The organism is Aliiglaciecola sp. LCG003, assembly GCF_030316135.1.
Taxonomy (GTDB): domain Bacteria; phylum Pseudomonadota; class Gammaproteobacteria; order Enterobacterales; family Alteromonadaceae; genus Aliiglaciecola.
Window position 1 is genome coordinate 3759382 of record NZ_CP128185.1, and the last position, 21540, is coordinate 3780921.

Annotated in this window: 18 protein-coding genes; 14 read left to right on the forward strand and 4 right to left on the reverse strand. The window is 43.1% G+C overall.

Annotated elements, in window-relative coordinates; all coding sequences use genetic code 11:
• Positions 1 to 111 precede the first annotated feature (111 nt).
• Positions 112 to 696 (forward strand): GNAT family N-acetyltransferase, encoded by a 585-nt coding sequence (locus tag QR722_RS16365; RefSeq protein WP_286284012.1) that lies wholly within the window; start codon positions 112 to 114, stop codon positions 694 to 696.
• An 18-nt stretch (positions 697 to 714) separates the two neighbouring features.
• A complete protein-coding gene (locus QR722_RS16370) occupies positions 715 to 2046 on the forward strand; it encodes an NAD(P)/FAD-dependent oxidoreductase (RefSeq protein WP_286284013.1) in 1332 nt (443 codons plus the stop codon).
• A 28-nt stretch (positions 2047 to 2074) separates the two neighbouring features.
• On the opposite strand, the gene tyrS is transcribed toward QR722_RS16370, so the two are convergent.
• The gene (gene tyrS, locus QR722_RS16375) at positions 2075 to 3274 is read right to left on the reverse strand and encodes a tyrosine--tRNA ligase (RefSeq protein ID WP_286284014.1); all 1200 of its coding nucleotides are present in this window, start codon (positions 3272 to 3274) and stop codon (positions 2075 to 2077) included.
• Between the two features lie 212 nt (positions 3275 to 3486).
• Between tyrS and QR722_RS16380 the strand changes: the two genes are divergently transcribed.
• The 4 genes from QR722_RS16380 to QR722_RS16395 are packed head-to-tail and all read left to right on the forward strand — an operon-like array spanning position 3487 to position 7052.
• Complete coding sequence (locus tag QR722_RS16380) at positions 3487 to 4779, forward strand: peptidoglycan DD-metalloendopeptidase family protein (RefSeq protein WP_286284015.1); 1293 nt, start codon at positions 3487 to 3489, stop codon at positions 4777 to 4779.
• Between the two features lie 10 nt (positions 4780 to 4789).
• Positions 4790 to 5902: an anhydro-N-acetylmuramic acid kinase gene (locus QR722_RS16385; RefSeq protein WP_286284017.1), complete on the forward strand. Its 1113-nt coding sequence runs from the start codon at positions 4790 to 4792 to the stop codon at positions 5900 to 5902.
• Positions 5903 to 5946: 44 nt separating this feature from the next.
• Positions 5947 to 6423, forward strand: coding sequence for an Lrp/AsnC family transcriptional regulator (locus QR722_RS16390; RefSeq protein ID WP_286284019.1), 477 nt, complete (start codon positions 5947 to 5949; stop codon positions 6421 to 6423).
• A 38-nt stretch (positions 6424 to 6461) separates the two neighbouring features.
• Positions 6462 to 7052, forward strand: a complete 591-nt coding sequence (locus QR722_RS16395) for a hypothetical protein (RefSeq protein WP_286284020.1) — start codon at positions 6462 to 6464, stop codon at positions 7050 to 7052.
• 36 nt (positions 7053 to 7088) lie between these two features.
• On the opposite strand, the gene QR722_RS16400 is transcribed toward QR722_RS16395, so the two are convergent.
• Positions 7089 to 8879, reverse strand: a complete 1791-nt coding sequence (locus QR722_RS16400) for a trans-sulfuration enzyme family protein (protein WP_286284021.1) — start codon at positions 8877 to 8879, stop codon at positions 7089 to 7091.
• A 151-nt stretch (positions 8880 to 9030) separates the two neighbouring features.
• On the opposite strand from QR722_RS16400, the gene QR722_RS16405 reads away from it, so the two are divergent.
• The 3 genes from QR722_RS16405 to QR722_RS16415 all read left to right on the forward strand — a co-directional run bounded on the left by QR722_RS16405 (position 9031) and on the right by QR722_RS16415 (position 12587).
• On the forward strand, positions 9031 to 9966 hold the full coding sequence (locus QR722_RS16405; protein WP_286284022.1) for a D-2-hydroxyacid dehydrogenase: 936 nt from the start codon (positions 9031 to 9033) through the stop codon (positions 9964 to 9966).
• Positions 9967 to 10101: 135 nt separating this feature from the next.
• Positions 10102 to 11085: a GGDEF domain-containing protein gene (locus tag QR722_RS16410; protein WP_286284023.1), complete on the forward strand. Its 984-nt coding sequence runs from the start codon at positions 10102 to 10104 to the stop codon at positions 11083 to 11085.
• A 1121-nt stretch (positions 11086 to 12206) separates the two neighbouring features.
• Positions 12207 to 12587, forward strand: coding sequence for a DUF2750 domain-containing protein (locus QR722_RS16415; RefSeq protein WP_286284024.1), 381 nt, complete (start codon positions 12207 to 12209; stop codon positions 12585 to 12587).
• 170 nt (positions 12588 to 12757) lie between these two features.
• Here the strand turns inward: QR722_RS16415 and QR722_RS16420 are convergent, their stop codons facing one another.
• Positions 12758 to 13573 carry a DUF2071 domain-containing protein gene (locus QR722_RS16420; RefSeq protein ID WP_502872483.1) on the reverse strand — a complete coding sequence of 272 codons (816 nt, stop codon included), beginning with the start codon at positions 13571 to 13573 and terminating at the stop codon, positions 12758 to 12760.
• Positions 13574 to 13810: 237 nt separating this feature from the next.
• On the opposite strand from QR722_RS16420, the gene QR722_RS16425 reads away from it, so the two are divergent.
• From QR722_RS16425 to QR722_RS16445, 5 genes are all read left to right on the forward strand, one after another.
• Positions 13811 to 16366, forward strand: coding sequence for an excinuclease ABC subunit UvrA (locus QR722_RS16425; protein ID WP_286287713.1), 2556 nt, complete (start codon positions 13811 to 13813; stop codon positions 16364 to 16366).
• A 222-nt stretch (positions 16367 to 16588) separates the two neighbouring features.
• On the forward strand, positions 16589 to 18019 hold the full coding sequence (locus QR722_RS16430) for a serine hydrolase domain-containing protein (RefSeq protein ID WP_286284026.1): 1431 nt from the start codon (positions 16589 to 16591) through the stop codon (positions 18017 to 18019).
• A gap of 333 nt (positions 18020 to 18352) precedes the next feature.
• The gene (locus tag QR722_RS16435; RefSeq protein WP_286284027.1) at positions 18353 to 19042 is read left to right on the forward strand and encodes a hypothetical protein; all 690 of its coding nucleotides are present in this window, start codon (positions 18353 to 18355) and stop codon (positions 19040 to 19042) included.
• Between the two features lie 38 nt (positions 19043 to 19080).
• Positions 19081 to 19560: an RNA polymerase sigma factor gene (locus QR722_RS16440; RefSeq protein ID WP_286284028.1), complete on the forward strand. Its 480-nt coding sequence runs from the start codon at positions 19081 to 19083 to the stop codon at positions 19558 to 19560.
• A gap of 9 nt (positions 19561 to 19569) precedes the next feature.
• The gene (locus tag QR722_RS16445; RefSeq protein WP_286284029.1) at positions 19570 to 20145 is read left to right on the forward strand and encodes a hypothetical protein; all 576 of its coding nucleotides are present in this window, start codon (positions 19570 to 19572) and stop codon (positions 20143 to 20145) included.
• 113 nt (positions 20146 to 20258) lie between these two features.
• Here QR722_RS16445 and QR722_RS16450 read toward each other — a convergent pair whose 3' ends face one another.
• Complete coding sequence (locus QR722_RS16450) at positions 20259 to 21449, reverse strand: IS4 family transposase (protein ID WP_286284030.1); 1191 nt, start codon at positions 21447 to 21449, stop codon at positions 20259 to 20261.
• Positions 21450 to 21540: the final 91 nt, after the last annotated feature.

Below are 21540 nucleotides of genomic sequence, written 5' to 3' on the forward strand. Positions count from 1 at the left end.
TACAGCTCTATGCCCTAACCCATCAATTATTTTTCACGTTTAATAATTAGCATCTAAATGTGGGATAATAAATTTTTATCTTAATCTCACATACATAGCAAAGACACGTTAATGGAAAGTCAAAATAAGACAATGACCGAAATCCGTTTTGAACCGCTAGCTCCTCAACATTTTGAACGAATTATCGCTCTTGGTAATCAAGTACACGGCGATAATTATCTCGATGTCGCCAGCCTTCAAGATTTATACCTTAACTCATTTCAGCATGGTATTAATGCCAGCTTAGTGTCTCTTGACGGAGACACACTGATTGGTTTTCGACTGACCATTGCAGCTAAAAAGTGGAAAATGGATAAATGGTGCTCTGCAGATAAATGGTTATTGCCAAGTGAACAGGTTTGTTATTTTAAGTGTAATACCGTAGATGACGCCTACCGAGGCTTAGGTATTGGCTCTAAGTTACTATCCTTATCGATTGAAAAAGCACGACACCAAGGGGCAAAAGCCGGTCTGGCACATATCTGGCTAGCTAGTCCCGGTAACAGTGCTTATAAATATTTTTCCAAGTGTGGTGGCAAGCTAATAGCCGAACATCCTGGAAAGTGGCGTCACCTCAGTATTGAAGAAGGATATTGCTGCCCTGTTTGTAACGATATTTGTGAATGTGTCGCCGCAGAAATGCTTCTTGAATTTTAAAAATAAGATAAATTAAATATGTACGACCCGCTAATTGAGAGCCACCCAAAACCATCGCAGGGATACCCTGATTCCTATTGGTCTAGATCGATCAAAGCATTACCCACTACTAACCAACTAACCTCAGACACCCATGCTGACATCGCCATAATCGGAGCCGGTTATACCGGCCTATCTGCCGCTTATCATCTAGCATCACAGTATAATAAAAAAGTAATAGTATTGGATGCGAATGACGCAGGTTGGGGATGCAGCGGTCGCAATGCGGGCTTTGTCTTACCTGGGACAGGTAGGCTTTCATTATTCGACATGGAGCGCAAGTGGGGCAGTAGTATTGCCACCCAAGTGTTTGAAGAATATATGCAGTCTATTCAGCAAGTTGAACATATGATAACGGCAGGCGATATCGATTGTGATAAAACAGCAGGAGGTTATCTCAAACTTGCCCATCGCCGCGCTTCAGTCGCTGATTTGCGATATCAAGCAGAGCAACTGCATCAAAAATTTGGCGAATCAGTACGGTTTGTTAGCAGCAAAGAAGTCGAGCATGACTATCTGAAAAGCGCCAATATGTTCGGCGGGATCTATTTCGGTGACTGTTTCGGTGTCAATCCATTGAAGTTAGTATTGGGCTATAAAGATCTAGCTGAAAAAGCGGGTGTTACGCTTTATTGCAACTCCCCTGTCGTCAATTGGCAACACAAAACTTATGAGCATTGTTTGTACACTCCAAATGGCAGGGTCACCGCTGAAAAAGTCATAATTGCCACCAATGGTTACACGGGTAAAAAGCTGCATACCACAGTTGATAATCGCCACTTTCCGGTATTGTCTAGCATCATAGTGACTAGACCTTTGACCGCAACAGAATTAGAAGCGGTGAATCTAAGAACCGGTCTCTTGGCGATGGATACCCGTAAGATGAAATACTATTATCGTCTGTTACCGGATAATCGCATATTGTTCGGTGGACGTGGCGCGATAGCAGGAAAAGATGCTGACAAAACTGTACATCTACAGCGACTATTGGCCGGTTTAAAAAGTACATTCCCAACTTTAGGGAACATCAATGCGGATTACTTTTGGAGCGGCTGGGTAAGTGCGACTTATGACAATTATCCTAGAATTGGTGCTAATGAAGACAGTTCGGTGCACTATTCAATGGGGTATTGTGGCTCAGGATTGGCATTCTCGACATTGGCAGGTAAGCGTTTAGCCCAAAGTATTTGCGAACCAGAAGCTTTGCCTTCTTTGCCCTTTTGGCAGTCGCCTCCGCCTAAATTCCCCTTTTCCCCCTTCCGACGTTTAGGGTTAAGGGCTTATTACGCACTGGCTAATTTAAGAGATTAGCCAATGCGTAGCCAGATCTCACGTAAGACTATTTTAAGCTAATTTTGGCAAACTTACGTTTGCCAACTTGAAATACAGCTGTAGAGCCCGCTTTCACCATTAGTTTCGCATCTTCAACTTTTTCTCCATCAATCTTCACCGCGCCTTGCTTAATCATCCGCATCGCTTCTGACGTAGAGCCAACCAAATTGGCTTCTTTGAGCAAATTAGCGATGGGAAAACCTTGAGCAGCTGAGTCAATGGTCAGTTCAGCAATATCATCTGGAATGGCATTTTTCTGGAAGCGCTGAATAAAGTCTTGATGGGCATTTTCTGCGTCGGCGTCACTATGAAATCGTGCGATGATTTCCTTGGCCAATTCAATTTTGACATCTCGAGGATTAGCGCCCTGTTCTATCGCCACCTTAAGTTCAGCAATATGTTCTATTGGTTTAAAGCTAAGCAGCTCGTAGTAGCGCCACATTAAATCGTCTGAAATAGACATGATTTTGCCAAACATGTCATTGGGTGCATCCGTGATACCGATATAATTACCTAAGGATTTGGACATCTTCTGCACACCATCTAAGCCCTCTAGCAGCGGCATCATCAGTACCGTTTGTTGACGTTGCCCTTCCGATTTTTGCAGCTCTCGCCCCATCAATAGATTGAAACGCTGATCTGTGCCACCTAGCTCTACATCAGCTTGCAGCGCAACAGAATCCCAGCCTTGAACCAAAGGATATAAAAATTCATGTATCGCTATAGCTTGACCATTGGCATAACGCTTTTTAAAATCATCTCTTTCTAGCATCCGTGCTACGGTTTGACGTGCGGCCAATTTAATCAAGCCTGCCGCGCCTAGAGTATCCATCCACTCAGAGTTAAATCTGACCGTTGTTATACTCTCATCAAGAATTTTAAACACCTGCTCTTTGTAGGTTTGCGCATTGGCCAGAATGTCTTCTCTACTGAGGGGTTTACGAGTGACATTTTTACCAGTAGGATCACCGATCATGCCTGTGAAATCGCCAATCAAAAAGATTACTTCGTGGCCAAGCGATTGAAAAGCACGCAGTTTATTTAATAAAACGGTATGGCCTAGATGCAGATCCGGTGCAGTGGGATCAAAGCCAGCTTTAATTTTTAGAGGTTTACCCTCTTTTAGCTTGGCAACAAGCTCTTCTTCGATCAAAATCTCATCCGCACCGCGTTTAATTTCGTTAATTGCGTCTTGCCAATTTGTCATTACATTACCTCTTGAGCACGGAAAATAAATATTATTAAGGCGCGCATTTTACGCATGCAGGCTCCATAGTGAAAGGACTTATGTATTTTTTTATATAACAGGTTATTTAGTTTCATACCCATCAATCTGTACATTTTTTGACCTGCGGGTGGAAACTTAACGCAAATCGTTATATTCTCACTTTAGCGAAGTAAGCAGAGATTTGATAGAACGTGGTACAAAAGACTCTTAAACAATTACCCATCAAGCATAAGGCCCTGTTGTCTGGCCTAGCATTATTTTTATTGGTTTTGATTTTCATTCCATCAGAACAGGCTCAGGCATCAAAGAATAGCCAGATCCTAGAAGTTGGCAAGCGTTACGACATTCCTGTATCCATTGATAGTCCTGAGCAGTTGCAGCAGGCTTTAGAAGTAGACACGCCTGATTGGCAAGTGTTTAAAATTAAGCAAGGCGACAACCTGGCTAAAATTTTACATCGAGCTGGTTTAACACCACAAGAAACCCACTATGTAAGCACGGCGGGAAAAGATGCAAAACAGCTTTTAAAGATGCGTCCAGGACAACAACTTGAATTATTAATTGATCCGGCAGGCCAGTTAGAGTCAATACGCTACCAGTTATCTTCAACCAAAACCCTAGAAATTGACCGTCAAGATACCAACAAGTTTGCCAGTAAAATCCTGGAACAAAACCTCGATACTCGATTTAATTTCGCACAAGGCGAAATTGTCAGTAACTTTTGGAATGCGGCTGTTAAGGCAAATCTACCGGAAAACCAAATTATGAATCTAGCCGGTATATTTGGTTGGGACATTGATTTTGCTTTAGAGTTACGCCAAGGCGATTCCTTTAATGTTGTATATGAAGAACATTTTAGCAACGGTGAATTTGTCGAGTCAGGTAAAATTGTGGCCGCAGAGTTTGTTAACCAAGGCGAAGTTTTTACCGCGATATTGCATGAAGATGGCAATTACTACACGCCACAGGGCCGCAGTATGCGTAAAAGTTTTCTGCGCGCACCGGTTAACTTTAAATATATTAGCTCTAGTTTCAAGAAAAAGCGCTTCCACCCAGTACAAAAACGTTGGAAGGCGCATCGCGGCGTAGATTACGCGGCAAATACCGGCACCCCTGTTATTGCTGCAGGAGATGGCCGCGTGATTCGTGCGACTTACGATAAATTTAATGGTCATCATGTATTCATTCAGCATGGTGAAAAGTATGTGACCAAATACCTGCACTTCACCAAACGTGCAGTTAAAAAAGGACAAAGTGTTAAACAAGGTCAAGTCATTGGTTATGTGGGAGCGACTGGATTAGCTGCGGGTCCTCATCTACACTATGAGTTCTTAGTAGATGGTGTTCACCGCAATCCACGAACCGTTGCGCTACCCCAAGCCAAACCCATTGCTAAGGATGAAGCTCAGGCGTTTGCAAAAATCGCTGCTAAACGAGTTGAACAGTTAGGAAACACAAAACGTATCATGCTAGCAATGAATTAATAGGAGAGCTATGTCAGACCTATATATTGGGTTAATGTCTGGCACCAGTATGGATGGTGTCGACGTTGCTCTGGTAGACTTTTCAAAAATTCAACCTATCGTCATCGCATATCAAAGCTATCCCTATCCGACATTATTGCTTAGTCAGTTGCATCGGCTGTGTTCGAGCTCTGAGAATGAAGTGGTTAGTATGGGGCACGCCGACCGTGCCGTAGCTATTTGCTTTGCCGAGGCAGTCAATAGGTTGCTTGCCGTCATTGGGGTAAAGGCGGATAAAATAACTGCCATAGGTTCCCATGGACAAACCATTCGCCACCATCCAAATGGATCTAATGGCTTCACTTTGCAGATAGGCGATCCAAATACGTTAGCGGTGCTAACGGGTATAGATGTGGTAGCTGACTTTCGCCGCAAAGATATTGCCCTTGGAGGCCAAGGAGCGCCTTTAGCGCCTGCCTTTCATCAGGCAGTATTTCGACATTCACAACATTCTCGCGTGGTGCTGAACATAGGCGGAATTGCAAACCTTACCTACATTCCCAAAGATCCAAGAAAACCGGTGCTTGGATTTGACACAGGTCCCGGCAACGCTTTGATGGATGCATGGTGCAAAAAGCACCTACAGCAAGCTTTCGACAAAAATGGCGTTTGGGCGGCACAAGGTAGTCGTGACGTTAAGTTGTTACGACAACTGGCTAGTGATGACTACTTTGGGTTACCTGCGCCTAAAAGCACTGGCAGAGAAAAATTCAATCTTGCTTGGCTTGAGGACAACTTGGCAGCCCTTGGACACCAATGTACTGTTGAAAGCGTTCAAGCAACCCTATGTATGCTAACGTGCTGCTCAATCGCTCAACAAATAAACCTATTGGGTGATGTTGAACAAGTTTTTGTATGTGGTGGAGGGGCGCAAAACGACTTCTTAATGGATTTATTAGCCAACGAATTAGTCGAAGCCCAGTTATCTACGACTGAAGAGTTAGGGATACTGCCGGATGAAGTAGAAGCAGTCGCTTTCGCTTGGTTAGCCTTTGCCCATAAGAATGGCATTGCCGGTAATTTACCCAGTGTGACCGGTGCCAGCAAAAAAGCTATTTTGGGCGGCTACTTTCCAGCGCAATAAATTTTAAACCATGGCTGTATAGCAGTTCAAATATAAGATCAACAGTGAAAAAAAATATTCGCCCCTTAGACAATACGGACTTGCAAATTTTGGCCCTGATGTATCAGGATGCCAGTCTATCAAATAAAGATATCGCTCTTCAGGTGGGACTGGCACCCTCATCTTGCTTAGAGCGAGTCAAGCGACTACAAGCCGATGGCACCATTATCAGTCAACATCTGTTAGTCGATATGAAAGCACTGGGCGGCCACATTCAAGCGCTTATATCTGTGCGCTTATCTGATCATAATCGCGCCACGGTGAACCAGTTTCAAACAGATTTACTCCCCTTGCCGGAAGTTATGAGTATTTTTCATATGGGCGGAGAAAATGATTTCTTAATTCACGTGACCGTATCTGACTCCATTCACTTAAGAGATTTTGTGTTTAATGCTGTCACCGCAAGAAAAGAAGTTAATCATGTGGAAACCGCCTTGGTATACGACCACCAAGTTAGTCATACATTACCTAATTTTAATTAGCCTGAGGCTAAAACTGCTTAACATCCGAGGTCTAATCTATGCATTTGAATATCATTCTTGCAACCGTTGTACTGGCATTTGTCAATTTTACGGCCCTTGCTAACTCATCTTCCATTTCAGCTCAGGCACAGTTTTTCAACAGTTTGCACGCATTGTGTGGCAAAGCGTTTGCAGGTCAGGTAACCGTCGACAATGCCCCTGGCGATGGATTTAACAACAAAAAACTTATTATGCATGTCAGGCAATGTAGTGATGATACCCTGCATATCCCTTTTCATGTGGGAAGTAATGCCTCAAGAACTTGGGTTATTAGCAAAACAGTCGCAGGCCTTAGTCTTAAACATGATCATAGGCACGAAGATGGCAGTGAGGATAAGTTGAGCCAATATGGCGGACATACTTTAGATGATGGCTGGCCTCAAGTTCAGTCGTTTCCAGCTGACCAATATTCCAAGCAATTATTTGTTGATGCCGGCATTCCTCAATCGATAGGGAATACATGGCAAATGTATATTTACCCTGATAAATTTACCTATCGTTTAATACGGCAGGGCCGGGAGTTCCGAGTTGATTTTGATTTAACTAATCCGGTGGCAACGCCTCACGCTGCATGGGGATACAAAGACTGAGAGAACATACCGTCCTCTCAGCCATATTGTATAGGTCTAACTGAGTAAGCTGGACATGCTTGCGCCAGAGCCATAATGCTGCTCACACACTCGCATACAAGTTTGCATATATAATTCATCTAGATCTTGCGCACTCATAAACTGCTCACTGAAACCGGGTAGATGGGGGTCAATATGCAATTTGGCGCTATTAATGAAATGAGCCAGCAACTCTTTGACATTATCAGTGCCCATAGCAATTCGCATTGTTGTGGTGTGGATCCCAGCTTTATGCTGCTCCTGACGTGACATTTCAGAGTGCGACGTCAAAGCTGGGCACAAGATGATGGTATTATTTTGTCCGATACTGACCTGATGACTAAAGGCGGGCTCCAACGCATCGAAAAAGCGCACAAACACATCCCGCTGCAAACCGGCTCTTTCCATATCAACGGTAAATAATGCACATGGCCAGCCATGGCGCATTTGCTTTTCTTTAATCGGTGCATTGGGATGATCTGGCAGAGCATGGCTATTCACATTTAGCGCTGGGTGGGACGCAAGGAACTGACTGAATACTTGCGTATTGATTACCTTGTTCATGATGCGTGGTTCTAGTGTTTTCATACCATTTAACACATCGAAGGCTTTCTCAGAATCCAAGAATGCTCCTTTGATGTAATACACATCCCAAAACATAGTGCGCGACCAATCATAACCATTTACACAATCACCTTTGGCTTGGAACATTCGATAGCCTTCGCCAATCACCACACCAGCGGTTGTCGCCCCACTTCCGCACAAATCTTTAGTGTAACTGTGGACGATATAATCGGGACGCTTTGCTTTGTCTTTTTGTTGCAAAGGTTGATGGAGAACAGGAGTAGCTAAGGTAGCATCCAACATCACCAAATGATCGTTTTTGTGAGCTTCCTCACAAATTCCTGCTATGTCTAATACATAACCATGGGGATTGCACGGCGACTCAATATAAACATGCAAAGCCTTATCATCTTGTAAGCGGTCTTTGTGTTTATCTTTTACCTCATCCATAAAACGCTTGAACTCGTCGGTTGAATAGCCATCAAACCATTCGAGTTGAATGTCTAGTCGATTTTTCCTAGCAAAGAAATCATGTAGCAGTTGATAGACTCCGCCATAAACATTTCGAGATACAATTAAAACATCACCATGGCCTAATACATTAGATAGTAGCGCATCAATTGCAGCCATCCCTGAATTGAAGTTCCAGGCCAGATAGTCAGCAGAGTACGGACCGGCTTCCAAATCAACAATAGCATTGGCTAACGAAATATTGGTTGGATTCAACAAACGGGAATATATTTGGTGGGTGAACTCCTTACCCTGAAAGGCATCATCAACCCACTCAGTACAAGCATAAACATAGGTAGCAGTTCTAACGATCACCGGAGTAGCAGAAAATAGTGCGGTGACATTATCAAATAGAGGATAGTGACTCTTGGAGATTTGAGAACCATTTTGCTTAGTCATACTTTGATAAGTGGCTCGAAACGGATTTTGTAAGGTGTCGAGTACCTTGGCTATTTGAAAAGATAAAAACTTCTTGGCATTAAAATAGGCAAGCTTGTCTTCTTTATTTAGGCCTTCGAGAGTTTCATTGGTGATTTTCCACAAGGCATTTATGTCTAACTGAGCAAGATAGAAATGACTGGCAGCTTGAAATAAAGCCTTACCATAATCAGAATCCGCATCTATACCAAAATGGGCTAGTTGCTCAGCAGCCAGCTGTTCAATGCTTTCGGCCTTAGAGGTATTGCGCTTGGGTGATAGTAATTTCGCTTGTGAGACTTGTTGATCATTGTGCATATGTTTACTCTTACAGGTGAATGTTGCCAATTGATTAGCATTTTTATTCTCACACTTTAAACCAATTTAATTCACACAATAAACATTTTAAACGAATTATATTTGGAATATTGGCAACCATAGGAAACTTATATTTACTTTTAAGGCACAAATGAGAAATTTACTAGTACTAACTCGTGACCTAGAAGGTTATGGAAAATGTTTAGAGGCGGCCAATTTACCCGATCTTGGTATTACGTTGCGCACAACGGCTCCAAAAGAGACAGCACTACTGGCTGAATGTGACATTTTGTTTGGCGACCCTGATCTTTGCGTTGAAGTACTAGATCACTGCCCAAATTTAAAGTGGATACAGTCTACTTGGGCAGGAGTGAAGCCCATTACCGATTGCCGTCGCAGTGAGATCTTGTTAACGGGTGTTAAAGATGTATTTGGCAAGCAAATGCAAGAATATGTTTTTGCCTATTTGCTCTATTTCTCAAGACAGATTTACGACTATAAACGTTTGCAGCAACAACAGAGTTGGCAACCTATACATTGTAATAACCTGTATGCTCAAACCATAGTCATTTTAGGGGTCGGCTCGATCGGCAAAGAAGTGGCCAAAATGGCCAAACAATTTGGTATGTATGTGATCGGAGTTGCCCGCTCAAAAGTAGAGTGTGATTACATAGATGAGTACTATGCCATTGAACAACATGAGGTGTTTGCAGCCAAAGCTGACTACTTGGTGTCATTGCTGCCGCATACCACAGAAACAGAAAACGTGATTGATAGGACCTTTATCAGTAACCTTGCTAAACATTGTGTGCTGATAAACGCCGGGCGAGGCCAAGTGGTGGATGAGGTTGCCTTAGGCGACGCGCTTCGTCAAGGAGCACTCAAAGCCGCAGTGTTGGATGTATTTAAAACCGAACCTTTGCCAGCAAATCACACATTCTGGTCTTTACCAAATCTATATATCACCCAACATACTGCGGCCATTTCAAAGCCAGAAGAGCTGGTTCGGATTTTTATCGATAATTATCAACGCTACATTGCCAACTCTTCACTCAATTATTTGATCGACTGGGAAAAGGGCTACTAAAAGATCACGGATAGCACGCCTGCGCTATCTATTAGGTTAAAAATTAATTAATAGTTTATACTCAGCTTTGCATATCGAACAAAAAACAGGCAGTGACAATGCTAGTGATGAACGCATCATGGAGGATGCAATACGATGATTAACCATACTTCAAAGCCAAAACGATGCGCTGAAGAATACATTATAATGACATTGAGCGGTGTTAGTAGTTTAGGTATTCTGCCATTTGCGATTTTACGGCTCATTCAGCAAGACTGGGCGGTCGCGCTGCTCGACATCTTCGCAGTGATTGCGATTGGCTCCTTGTTTGGTTATGTATACATTACCCACAACACCAAGGTCCCAGCCAGATTACTCGCATTTCTGGCAATGTTGATTGTATTTATCAGTGTTACCCTAAAGGGTAGTGGTCAACTTATGTGGATTTATCCCGCGTTGACCGCCATTTTTTTTCTGCTACCAGTTAATGTTGCGGCATTACTCAGTGGTTTGGTATTAGTGGGATTAGGCCTAGTATTATACGACGAGTTGACATTATTTCTGACCTTAGAATTCTACGTATCTGCCATTGCAACCTTATTATTTAGCTATGCGTTTTCCGACCGTATGCGCAAACAGCAAGATCAACTAGCCGAGTTGGCCACTAAGGATCCCCTTACCGGTGCAGGTAATCGAAGAGCCATGGAACAAAAACTGTTAGATACCATAGCCTTTCAACGCAGAGAACAAGGATATCCCGCATCGCTAATATTGATGGATTTAGACAATTTTAAAAAAGTTAATGATAATTTTGGGCATGCCAAAGGCGATGACATTTTAATCGCCTTTGTGGATACTATTGAAAAGCGAATTAGAAGTACAGACAAGCTATACCGATTTGGCGGTGAGGAGTTTGTGTTAATTGCAGAAAACACACCTATCAACGAAGCGATAAAATTGGCAGAAAGCTTACGCCATGCTGTTGAATCAGATGGTTGGCTGGCGGAGCATGAAGTAACTATCTCAGTGGGAACCGCCAAGTATAATCCTCATGAATCTGCATTTGAATGGCTGGGCCGTGCCGACCGAGCTATGTATCAAGCTAAGGAACAAGGTAGAAACAATTGCTGTGTTGCCTAACTTTAGCTGACCCATCCTGTTCGAACTGTTTTAGTTGCCCAACGCAGTCGAATCAGTGAGAATGCCCACCGCCATCGCAAAAAGAGACGTAAATGGATCAGTCCAATAAACCACCCACTAACTTTTTAACTAAGTACCTTAGCAAAACTGAAATTGCAGGTTGGCTATTGTGCATTACTGGTTTACTACTAATAATCTTAGCTAAAGATACTTTTCCCCACCTTCTACCTTATGCATGGGCATGCGCATTCATTGGAGCAGCAGTCATAGGTTGGGGCACAGGTCGCAACCACAAACGCAAAAAGTAAAGGAATTCGATAGATTACGCGCGAGGAATTCTAAAGTGGCAGACGATGATTGATCTATTGACTGCCTTCAGATATTTGCAGTAGTAAAGCCTGTGCTAATTTTCAGCTAACCAACTGATAAATTTCTTAAAATCAGATGAATTGGTAAAAGAAACATTACTTGAACCTTGAGCGTGATTTATCACAGCATTATTTTTGTTTACAGAAATTGAATGCACTGGTTGCATGATACGGATCTGTTGCCCGTTATATAAATAAGACATAATTAAACTCTAAATGAATGGCGTTAAATCGCCAAATATAAACACAACTTAATTATCGTTTTGCGCTAAATAAAAACATTTAGTTTGAGAAAATCTTCTAAAAACAAAGCAATAAATAAGTAAAAATTCTAAAGATGCTGACTGGATCAAGGAAGGCATTGCAATAGGGGGTATAAATTAATGTTAGTGTTAAGGATTACCAACAAGTCGCTGAGTGTACGGCATAAAATCCCAATACACAACATATAATTTACCTATTGCTACGAGTCGATAAACACAGCGCGACAGTTGATTGCCCTTTAGCGCTAGTGAATTCAAGGTCTGGTCATATCTGTCAAGCTCCTCCTGTGTGCAAAAATCTATAAAAGAAATGAATAACCAGCGTGCAAACTCTAGCAGCCTCGGTGTTTTTAATGGTATAAACCAGTTATTCATGGAATGTCCGATGTTGCGCATACACTAGGTGTTTGTTTAGGCGGATAAATTTAAAAGTAAATCGGTGTGCGGCGCTGTTTTTGAATAACATGACTCACCTTATAAGGAATCTACTATGTCTATTGAACTCGATGAAATTGTTCAAATGTCGGCGGAAAAACGCCATGCGTATTTGCTGTCACAAGTATCTTTAAACAAACAAATTTGGATCCTCACCGACGAACACGGTTGTGTGATGCTCAATAGTGAAGATGAAGATTGTGTTCCCGTTTGGCCAGCACGTGAGTTTGCACAAAGCTGGGCTACGGGCGAGTGGGCAGAATGTGAGCCCAAAGCAATAAGCTTGAATGATTGGTACGAACGTTGGACAAAAGGCTTGGAAGGTGATGGCGTTTGTATCGCAGTTTTTCCCAACCCAGAGGAAGAAGGGATTGTGGTTTTCCCCGACGTATTTGATTCTGAGCTGCGTAAAAAAGAACAAACCAAATTGAATTAATTAATGCAGGCCCTCATTGGTTTAAGGGCCTATATTCAGTCTTTATAGTCAATAGCAAGCATTAAACATAATGACTACCCTAGTTACCCCTAAACCTATAGAAACGGCTTTAAGCTAAAATTAGCTGAACTCCTCACCAACAGTAAAGCCAACTATATGGGGATGAGGTGTCAAATATCGAAATTGGGTGACTCGGACTTCACCACTTTAGAGGGCAGATAAATAGTAAATTCATTTATAGGCTCTATGAGGACACTGTGCGCTACCTGTTGCTCTTCTTGTGACACTAATCCTAATCGTGATAACAATTCAAAACTAGCAAACTTGAGGTTTGCTGCGGAAACGTCAAGTCGCTTGTGCCACACCCGATAAGTCCCCAACTTACCATCCCGACGGTAATAGAAACTGGCTAGCGGATGGGTTAAATAGACAAGCCCTGTTTCCGTATCAGGAAATCCAGGTAAAGATAATTCAGCGTGTTTAGTTTGGCTTAACTCAACAGTCGCGGGAGCCCAAGTTGCAGCAGTTGTCATTTTATATTTGAGATATATTTGTTGTGAGTTATCAAAAACACAATCAAATTTAACCTCTCCACTATACCAAGGCAAATTCCAAACAAATTTAGGTACTGCTAGTGTCCATGAATCCAACGTCGTACCTAAGAACCAAACACACCTTTCGTTTGATTCTCGATCGATAATGTAAATCCGGTAGTTAGTTTGTCCCATTGTAAACTTCGGAAATGGAAAGACTGCAGAGGTAAAATCGAGGTCAATAAAAGGTACCACTGAAATTAGCGCTTTGACCTTTCCATCTACCACTAGAGTATCTAATTTGAATCTATCTGGAAAAAGTCCTTCAAACTTAGCGGGATCTGCTGCATACGTAATTATGGCAAAGTGCTGCAATTTACATTGCACATCAAGTCCATTAGGGAGTGGTTTTGGGTGTAAGAAGTTGGCTAACTTTAGTGATTCCAACGTCATTACTCCTAATAATGCCGACTTCAAGGCAACTGCAACATGATGAAAAATCTGATGTTCGAGTCTTATAATTTAAATTTTTTCCGCCTAACAAAAATACTCTGAATGCCATTGAAAATCCACCTCGCTAAAAACTAATGACGCTAGCAATGGCGTCTATCCAGAAAACTGTTGAGCTTTTTTAGGGTTCTTTACGTATACCTCATTGAGCATTTTTACGGTTATTCATAAGGAGATCCAATAATCACTCGAGAAAAAGTAAACAACATACCCTGCGATCCCGAGCATTGCATTCAAGTACGAGGTGCCCGTGTGCATAACTTGAAGAATATCGATGTTGACTTGCCTCGCAACGCGCTTGTTGTTTTTACCGGCATCTCAGGTTCAGGTAAGTCATCTCTGGCCTTTGGGACAATATTCGCCGAATCCCAACATCGCTACCTTGATTCAGTATCACCCTATGCGCGCAGGTTGATTGACCAAGTTGAAGAGCCCGAAGTAGATGGAATAGATGGGCTCCCCCCGGCGGTTGCGCTTCAGCAGCAACGTGGAGCTCCGTCCGTTCGCTCATCTGTGGGAAGTATCACAACAATCTCCAATGCCCTGCGCATGCTCTATTCTCGCGCAGGGGAATATCCGCCGGGTCAGGATATATTGTATGCAGACTCGTTCTCACCAAACACACCTGAAGGAGCCTGCCCCAGATGCCATGGAATTGGCCGAGTATTTGAAGTGACTGAAAAGCTTCTCGTTCCGGACGATACAAAAACGATTCGCCAGCGAGCCATTGCTGCTTGGCCACCAGCCTGGCAAGGTAAAAACCTGAGTCGCATACTGGTTTCACTCGGCCATGACATCGACACACCATGGAAAAGCTTACCGAAAAAAACTCGCGAATGGATCTTGTTCACCGATGAAACACCTGTCGTACCTGTCTATCCGGATTACACTGTTGCGCAAGCGCGAGAAGCCATTAAACAGCGGCAAGAACCAAGGTACATGGGCACCTTTTCGAGTGCTAAACGCTACATCTTAAACTCTTTTGCGACCACCCAAAGCGCTCAAACGAAGAAACGTGTTTCTCAGTTCATGCAGATTTCACAGTGCCCTGAGTGCAATGGAAAAAAACTTAAAAGGGCATCTTTGTCGGTGACATTTGCTGGACTCGATATTGGTGAGATGTCGAAAGTAACACTAACTGAGATGGCAGAACTGCTGGGCAAAGTAGCCCATTTTCCCCGCCCAGACAACCTGCACCACCCGGAAAAAGGAGTGGTTGCTAAACGAATCAGTAGTGACATTTTGGCTCGCGTGGAAGCACTTACAAAACTGGGTTTGGGCTATCTTTCCCTCGAACGCAGCACTCCCACCTTGTCGCCTGGAGAACTACAACGTCTGCGCTTGGCAACCCAGATACGGTCGAAGCTATTTGGAGTCGTTTATGTTCTTGACGAACCTTCGGCTGGCCTACATCCGGCGGATACTCAGGCCCTACTGGGGGCGCTGGATGAACTTATATTAGCGGGCAACTCAGTGTTTGTTGTTGAGCATGATATCAGTGTCATTGGTCATGCTGATTGGATTGTTGATGTTGGCCCAGATGCAGGAACCCATGGAGGCGAAGTGATTTACAATGGCCCGTCTGAGGGTTTGCGCAATATTAGCAACTCACACACAGGTCGATACCTTTTCAGCAGCCCCGCCAAAACCGAATATAAACCTCGTCAGCCGACGGCTTGGCTTAGCCTATCTGGAATTAATCGTAACAATATTCAACAACTCGATATCAAGTTTCCGCTGGCTGTGATGACCACAGTTACAGGCGTATCCGGCTCGGGTAAATCCAGCTTGGTGAGTCAGGCTCTAGTTGAACTTGTTCAGGGCGCATTGGGAGTAAGTAGAGCCGAAGAAGCACCCAGTGATGAGTCGGATTTGTTGGAGCAGGACCTAGATACAGCCACCAGCGGTATTATTGTTAGCGGTTTCGAGCACGTCCGACGTTTAGTAACAGTTGACCAAAAGCCAATCGGTCGTACCCCGCGTTCAAATCTAGCAACCTACACAGGCTTGTTTGATCATGTACGTAAATTGTTTGCGGCGACCCCGGAGTCCAAAACACGGAGGTACGATGCAGGTAGGTTTTCGTTCAATGTAGCTAAAGGGCGATGCTCGAATTGTGAAGGGGTAGGTTTTGTCTCTGTGGAGCTACTGTTTTTACCCAGCGTCTACTCACCTTGTCAGGTTTGCCACGGACAGCGTTACAATGACAATACCCTTGAAATCTTATATCGGGATAAAAATATCGCAGATGTACTGGATTTGACCGTTGAATCAGCACAGCGTTTTTTTGTAAATGAACCGCCTGTATTGCGTGCATTAGACGCGTTGCTGCAGGTCGGTTTGGGTTACTTGAAACTCGGTCAGCCAGCAACTGAATTGTCAGGCGGAGAAGCTCAACGGATCAAACTGGCCACCGAACTGCAGCGCTCCCAGCGCGGTGACACACTCTATGTGCTGGATGAACCGACGACCGGCCTTCACCCCGCAGACGTCTCTATGTTGATGGCGCAGTTGAACGGTCTGGTTGACGCTGGCAATACTGTCATCATGGTCGAACATGACATGCAAGTGGCCAGCAACAGCGACTGGATTATCGATATCGGCCCAGGGGCGGGCGATGAAGGAGGGCGTGTTGTCTCCCAAGGCCCCCCATCGAAAGTTGCGATGTCTAAAAATAGCCGAACCGCTCCCCACTTAATCGTCTCACCAGAAAAAGTTTCAAGAGGGTCAGAGTAACTTAGTTGATCACGGGACAAGAGGAGCTGCAAGTATAGGGCGTTTAAACCAATTTATGCTTGCTCTACCTTTTCTCGCCCCTTGATTCTCTCCTTGCCACTGATCAACGGCACGCTTTCCGAATCTTGGTAATATTATTTAAAGCCAGGTAATTGTGGTTAATTGCCAGTATATTAACGCTATATTTGTTAACGGATAAAAATAAAAATAGGGAAATCCTCGATGAAAACTGTCATGTTTTTGCTCTTTTGTACCCTAATTTCAGCCTGTACTTCATTCCAAAAGACAGCTAACGATACCGAAAAAGGTATAGTGCGTATTGAAAATGGATTAACGGAAGTTCTGCAAATTGTTGGTAAAAAAAATCCGGCTTACAGCATTAAGTCTCGGCTCAAACACTATAATGTGCCCGGCGTTAGCGTGGCAGTAGCCTATGAAGGTAAGGTACTTTGGCGCAAAGCTTACGGCATGGCTGATATTGCACAGTCTAGGGCGATGTCTACCAACACTATGTTACTTGCTGGCTCCATTAGTAAACCTTTGGCAGCCCTTCGAGCACTGCAATTACACGATCAAGGGCGTTTTTTACTTGATGAGAACATCAATACTTACTTAACGTCGTGGACCCTGCCGGATAACGAGTTTACTAAAACCGAAAAGGTGACTCTACGGCGAATTCTTAATCACACAGCGGGCCTAACGGTATGGGGATTTCCTGGTTATGACAAAGGCGATGATATCCCTTCAGTAATTGAAGTTTTGGAGGGTAAAGGCAACACTGACCCAGTTAGAGTGCATAAAACGCCAGGTGCAGACTGGCAGTATTCAGGTGGTGGTTATACGATTATGCAACTTGCGATCGAGAATATCGAAAAACTCAGTTTTGCTGAAAGTATGCAGCAAAATGTTCTCAAGCCTATCAATATGGACAAAAGCACTTACCAAAATCCCCTGCCATCTCATTACCATACACTTGCAGCTACGGGGTATCGTGAGTCTGGCGAAGAAGTAGAAGGAAAATGGCCTATCTACCCAGAGATGGCAGCGGCAGGATTGTGGACAACCCCTGAGGAACTAGTCCAATACGGCATTGAAATACAACGGCTTCTCAGATCAAAGCAAGATGGCATTATAAAATATGCAACTGCTATTGAGATGCTTACCGCAGGCGACAATGATCACGGCTTAGGGCCAGTTGTTAAAGAGCATTTCTTTAACCATGGAGGGGCGGATGAAGGCTTCCGTGCATCATTGATGGTATGGAAGGATGTTCCCTATACTGCTGTGGTTATGGTGAATTCGGACAACGGGGCCATTATCAGAGAAATAATTCAGGCAATTGCGACCGAATATAATTTACCAGGGGTTGAGCCTACCATTAAAAACTTGGTTGAATTGCCCGTCGATGAATTGAAAAAGTTTGTTGGAAACTACCATTCAGAAGAGAGCGGGACTTTTCAAATTTCCCTGTCTGAAAGCAGGTTATCTATCTTTGCAGTGGATTATGAATACGCAATGCAAATATTACCAGAGAGCTCATCTGTGTTTTTTGAACAGCAAAACGGCATAGATTTAACTTTCACACTTGTAGACGGACAACCTGAAATTTTAAATTGGCGCGGGATCACTGCTGTTCGTGTACCGGATAGTTAGTCGAGTGAATTATATGATGCTTGCAAGCTTAACTAGCCACGTCTATCAGAGTGGTTGCAACTTAGGGTAATCCTAACGGGTATACAGGACCAACTACTGTAGGCGCAGCCATATACGTTGAACCATATCAGCACTGCATCTAGCCGCTTATTTTTAACGCAGCCGCTAAAAATGACCGGAGGATCTGAGTTTCATTCTGGTTGTCATCTGCGCTCAAGGATAGCCTTGTATTGATACTGAGATTGACACCACAAAAAAATTTAAATTAATTTGTCAGGTTTTCTAAATACTCATCGACTAAGGAGGTAAGCAAACAACAAAGAGACTATTTCCATGACAACTATTACTTTATCTAATCAGACAAACACCACTTTATTTACCCAATGGGTTTCCAGCGGTTGGAAGCTATTTTTACACGCTCCGATTAAATTATTTTTTGGCTTACTGGCTATGATGATAGTCGCTGGCCTATTCCAAGTGCTGCCTGCGCCATATGGTCTATTAATTTCAAAGTGGGTTGGAGCCTGCTTCGCTGCGCTACTTTGGCCAATATTAGATCAGCTAGCTACCAGCGGTCGTTTTTCATTTAAAGGCTTATCAGCTTATTCGGGCTGGAAATATGTACCCACTATCGCGTTGGTCCTAATGTTACCTTTCGTTTTCCAAGTTGGAGTAGCAACTGCAATGCTAGGTAATGATGGTTTTAATTTAATTATATTCGGCGAAATAGCCGCAATCACACCGCTACAAGTGGCTAGTATTTTCGCCTCCTCCGCTCCATTGTTGGTGCTATTAATGTTTGTTCCTGCTTTGTTAATGCTCAATCAAGAATCACCAACTAACGCATTGATAAAAGGCCTAAAAATGGTTTTGAACGCTTGGCAGCCAATGCTATTATTTGTGATAATAAATGCAGTGATACTATTTTTGGCACCCTACACCTTCGCATTAAGTGCGGTATTTCTAACCCCATTGTTAATTTGCATAAATTATTGTGCTTATCAATCTTTACGCAATCACTAATCAATGCACTTTTATAGTATTAACAGCAAGGACGCTATGTGACTCAATCCTTCAATATTGAAAGCCTGTTAACCGAGTACGCGCCTTTTTTGGCGCGGATAGCAGCTACCCACGAAGTTAATCCATCATTAAGAGAAGACTTACTGCAAGATATTAGTCTAGCGGTATGGAGAGCCTTAGAAGGTTATAGACAGGAAGCCAGCATTAAAACCTTTATCGCCCGTATTGCACATAATCGAGGGGTTGATCATGTGTTGCGAGAAACTCGCCGCCATGAGGCCATCAATGATCAGCAATCTATTGACGAATTACCTAGCCACAACACTCAAGCAAACAACGAAAGGCAATTAGATTTTATGTCTGCCTTGTATCGCTTGCCTTTGGGTCATCGTCAAGTGATAACCATGCAACTAGAAGGCTTGACCCAAGCAGAGATAGGCGATGTGCTAGGTATCAATGAAACGGCAGTAGCAAAACGTGCAAGTCGCGCTCGCCAGCAGTTAGAATCACTTTTGTAGAGAAATATCATGGACCAAAAATTTAAAAATTGGCAGCAGCAGTACCAACAAAGCACACCTGATGTAGATACTAGCGCGCTGATTAAACAAGTATCCAAAGCGCAAAAAAAAGAGCAAACAAAAGCATGGTTAGAACTAGTTTTGGGCGCAGGAGTTAGTCTGTACTGCATTTATGTTGCGCTAGTATTCGCTGCTAGTCTGCTCAGTTCAGCGCTATTTGTTGCTCTTAGCGCAGTACCAATAGGCTTTAGTCTCTGGTCTTTCAAACTAAAACAAAATAATTGGCAACAGCAAAGTGTCGACGTTAACCAATTATTAGCTATAAAACGCCAACAATTGCACACTCAACTGCGTTACTGGCGAGTGAATGCGGCTATCGTTAGCGGGTTATGGTTGGCATTGTTGGTGTTCGCAGTGTTTGATTATGCTTATTTTGATAATGGCAGCCAATGGCTCGTAATTGTGTGCGTCAATGCAGTGGTGCTAGCTGCCACAGTCGCTCGCTTCTCTTATTTAAACAGCAAATTCGAGCAACGTTCAAACGACATTGCAGCATTGCTAGAAGGGACTCGGGGGGCAGAGTAAAATACAAGCAAAGGAACCGCGAACTCTGGGGTCAGAGTAAAATACAACCACAGCCACCAAAGCTGTCCCTCATAGACTATTTTACTCTGACCCTGAGGGATCCCCACGAATATTCAATCATTAAAATTGTCTGCTATCATAGTTCTGATATTTAATACCGCAGTTTCAAATTGCTCGCTGAGCAATTTGAAATGCTTATCTACGAAGCCTCTCAATCCTAAATAGTGAAACGATAATACTCGTCTAACCTTAACTGTGTTCGCTTGATAGCGACGGTGTAAACCAGCCGTGAACATTGCTAGACCTATAATGTTGGCCAGAATACTGGCAAGTGTAGCGATAAGGATGAGTACTGCAATGCGGTGTATACATCGGCTTTTATGGTGTTCAAAACCCAATCCAAATAAACTGCTTTTGATATCTCTAAACTCTTCTTCAATTTGCATACGCAGTCGATAAATAGCGACTATTTTTTTACCTAAACTTTTGGTGCGAGGAAGTGATGTGGCAATTAACCAAGGGTCTGTAGCACCTCTTGCATGGACCTTGGAACACTTAGATTGGCGGGCAATGTTATGTTGCGTTAAGCTATGTCGGCCTTTGCTTTTTCCTTTAAATAACACCAAGGTACATGCTAAAGGTTGGCTGCGGCAAATATGGCTAGTAAACCCTATAGGTTGACTGGTAGCTCGCTTATATAACTCAGAGGTATGCTCCCAGTCTTCTTTTTGATTAACATACATCATAGGCTTGCGGACTCTTCCTGCAAAGTCCCACCCCAGAGCAATGACCTCTTTAAACCAAGGGGTTTTATAGCCAGCATCTGTCACAATTATCGGTTTAGCATCGTCATCGATAATCGTCTTTAATTTTGCTAAAAACGCCTTGTGCGTGCACCGTTTTTCTTTCGTGCTCATATCATGAACTTCTTGATAAATAGCCACTCCTCGGCCATTAAAAGCTACCGAAGCCCTTAGCAAAAAACAGCCTTTATGCGTATCTAAGTCAGACCAGTCAATCAGAATAATAGGGCGTGATGAAGCATTCGTATATTGCGTATAGATGGCTTGATAGATAGGTAATTGTTCATTAATAATGTGTTTATTAGACAACAAGCGGTCCGCTTGTTTAATGCGATGTTTTTCATATGCTGAAGATGAAATACCGCGTCCCATGCTGGTAACACTGGCTTTAGCTCCATTTAGCAAACTGCTCACACAACTCGTTAATGACGCTCGTCTAACTTTATGCATTTTGGGCGTGACAGCTCTAAGGAACTTCTTCAAAATAACAACTTCATTCATGGTATTGGTCTTTAGTGATGTTTGGCGATTGATCTGATCACCAAGTACCGTGAATGTTCCAAATTATTTTAAATTACTTCTCTGTTTATTT

Bases quoted from the DNA above. Each gene is read 5' to 3' on its own strand.
- QR722_RS16365 (WP_286284012.1), top strand. From the start codon at position 112: ATGGAAAGTCAAAATAAGACAATGACCGAAATCCGTTTTGAACCGCTA.
- QR722_RS16450 (WP_286284030.1), bottom strand. From the start codon at position 21,449: ATGAATGAAGTTGTTATTTTGAAGAAGTTCCTTAGAGCTGTCACGCCC.
- tyrS (WP_286284014.1), bottom strand. From the start codon at position 3,274: ATGACAAATTGGCAAGACGCAATTAACGAAATTAAACGCGGTGCGGAT.
- QR722_RS16445 (WP_286284029.1), top strand. From the start codon at position 19,570: ATGGACCAAAAATTTAAAAATTGGCAGCAGCAGTACCAACAAAGCACA.
- QR722_RS16385 (WP_286284017.1), top strand. From the start codon at position 4,790: ATGTCAGACCTATATATTGGGTTAATGTCTGGCACCAGTATGGATGGT.
- QR722_RS16420 (WP_502872483.1), bottom strand. From the start codon at position 13,573: ATGACGTTGGAATCACTAAAGTTAGCCAACTTCTTACACCCAAAACCA.
- QR722_RS16395 (WP_286284020.1), top strand. From the start codon at position 6,462: ATGCATTTGAATATCATTCTTGCAACCGTTGTACTGGCATTTGTCAAT.
- QR722_RS16410 (WP_286284023.1), top strand. From the start codon at position 10,102: ATGATTAACCATACTTCAAAGCCAAAACGATGCGCTGAAGAATACATT.
- QR722_RS16370 (WP_286284013.1), top strand. From the start codon at position 715: ATGTACGACCCGCTAATTGAGAGCCACCCAAAACCATCGCAGGGATAC.
- QR722_RS16435 (WP_286284027.1), top strand. From the start codon at position 18,353: ATGACAACTATTACTTTATCTAATCAGACAAACACCACTTTATTTACC.
- QR722_RS16415 (WP_286284024.1), top strand. From the start codon at position 12,207: ATGTCTATTGAACTCGATGAAATTGTTCAAATGTCGGCGGAAAAACGC.
- QR722_RS16430 (WP_286284026.1), top strand. From the start codon at position 16,589: ATGAAAACTGTCATGTTTTTGCTCTTTTGTACCCTAATTTCAGCCTGT.
- QR722_RS16405 (WP_286284022.1), top strand. From the start codon at position 9,031: ATGAGAAATTTACTAGTACTAACTCGTGACCTAGAAGGTTATGGAAAA.
- QR722_RS16400 (WP_286284021.1), bottom strand. From the start codon at position 8,879: ATGCACAATGATCAACAAGTCTCACAAGCGAAATTACTATCACCCAAG.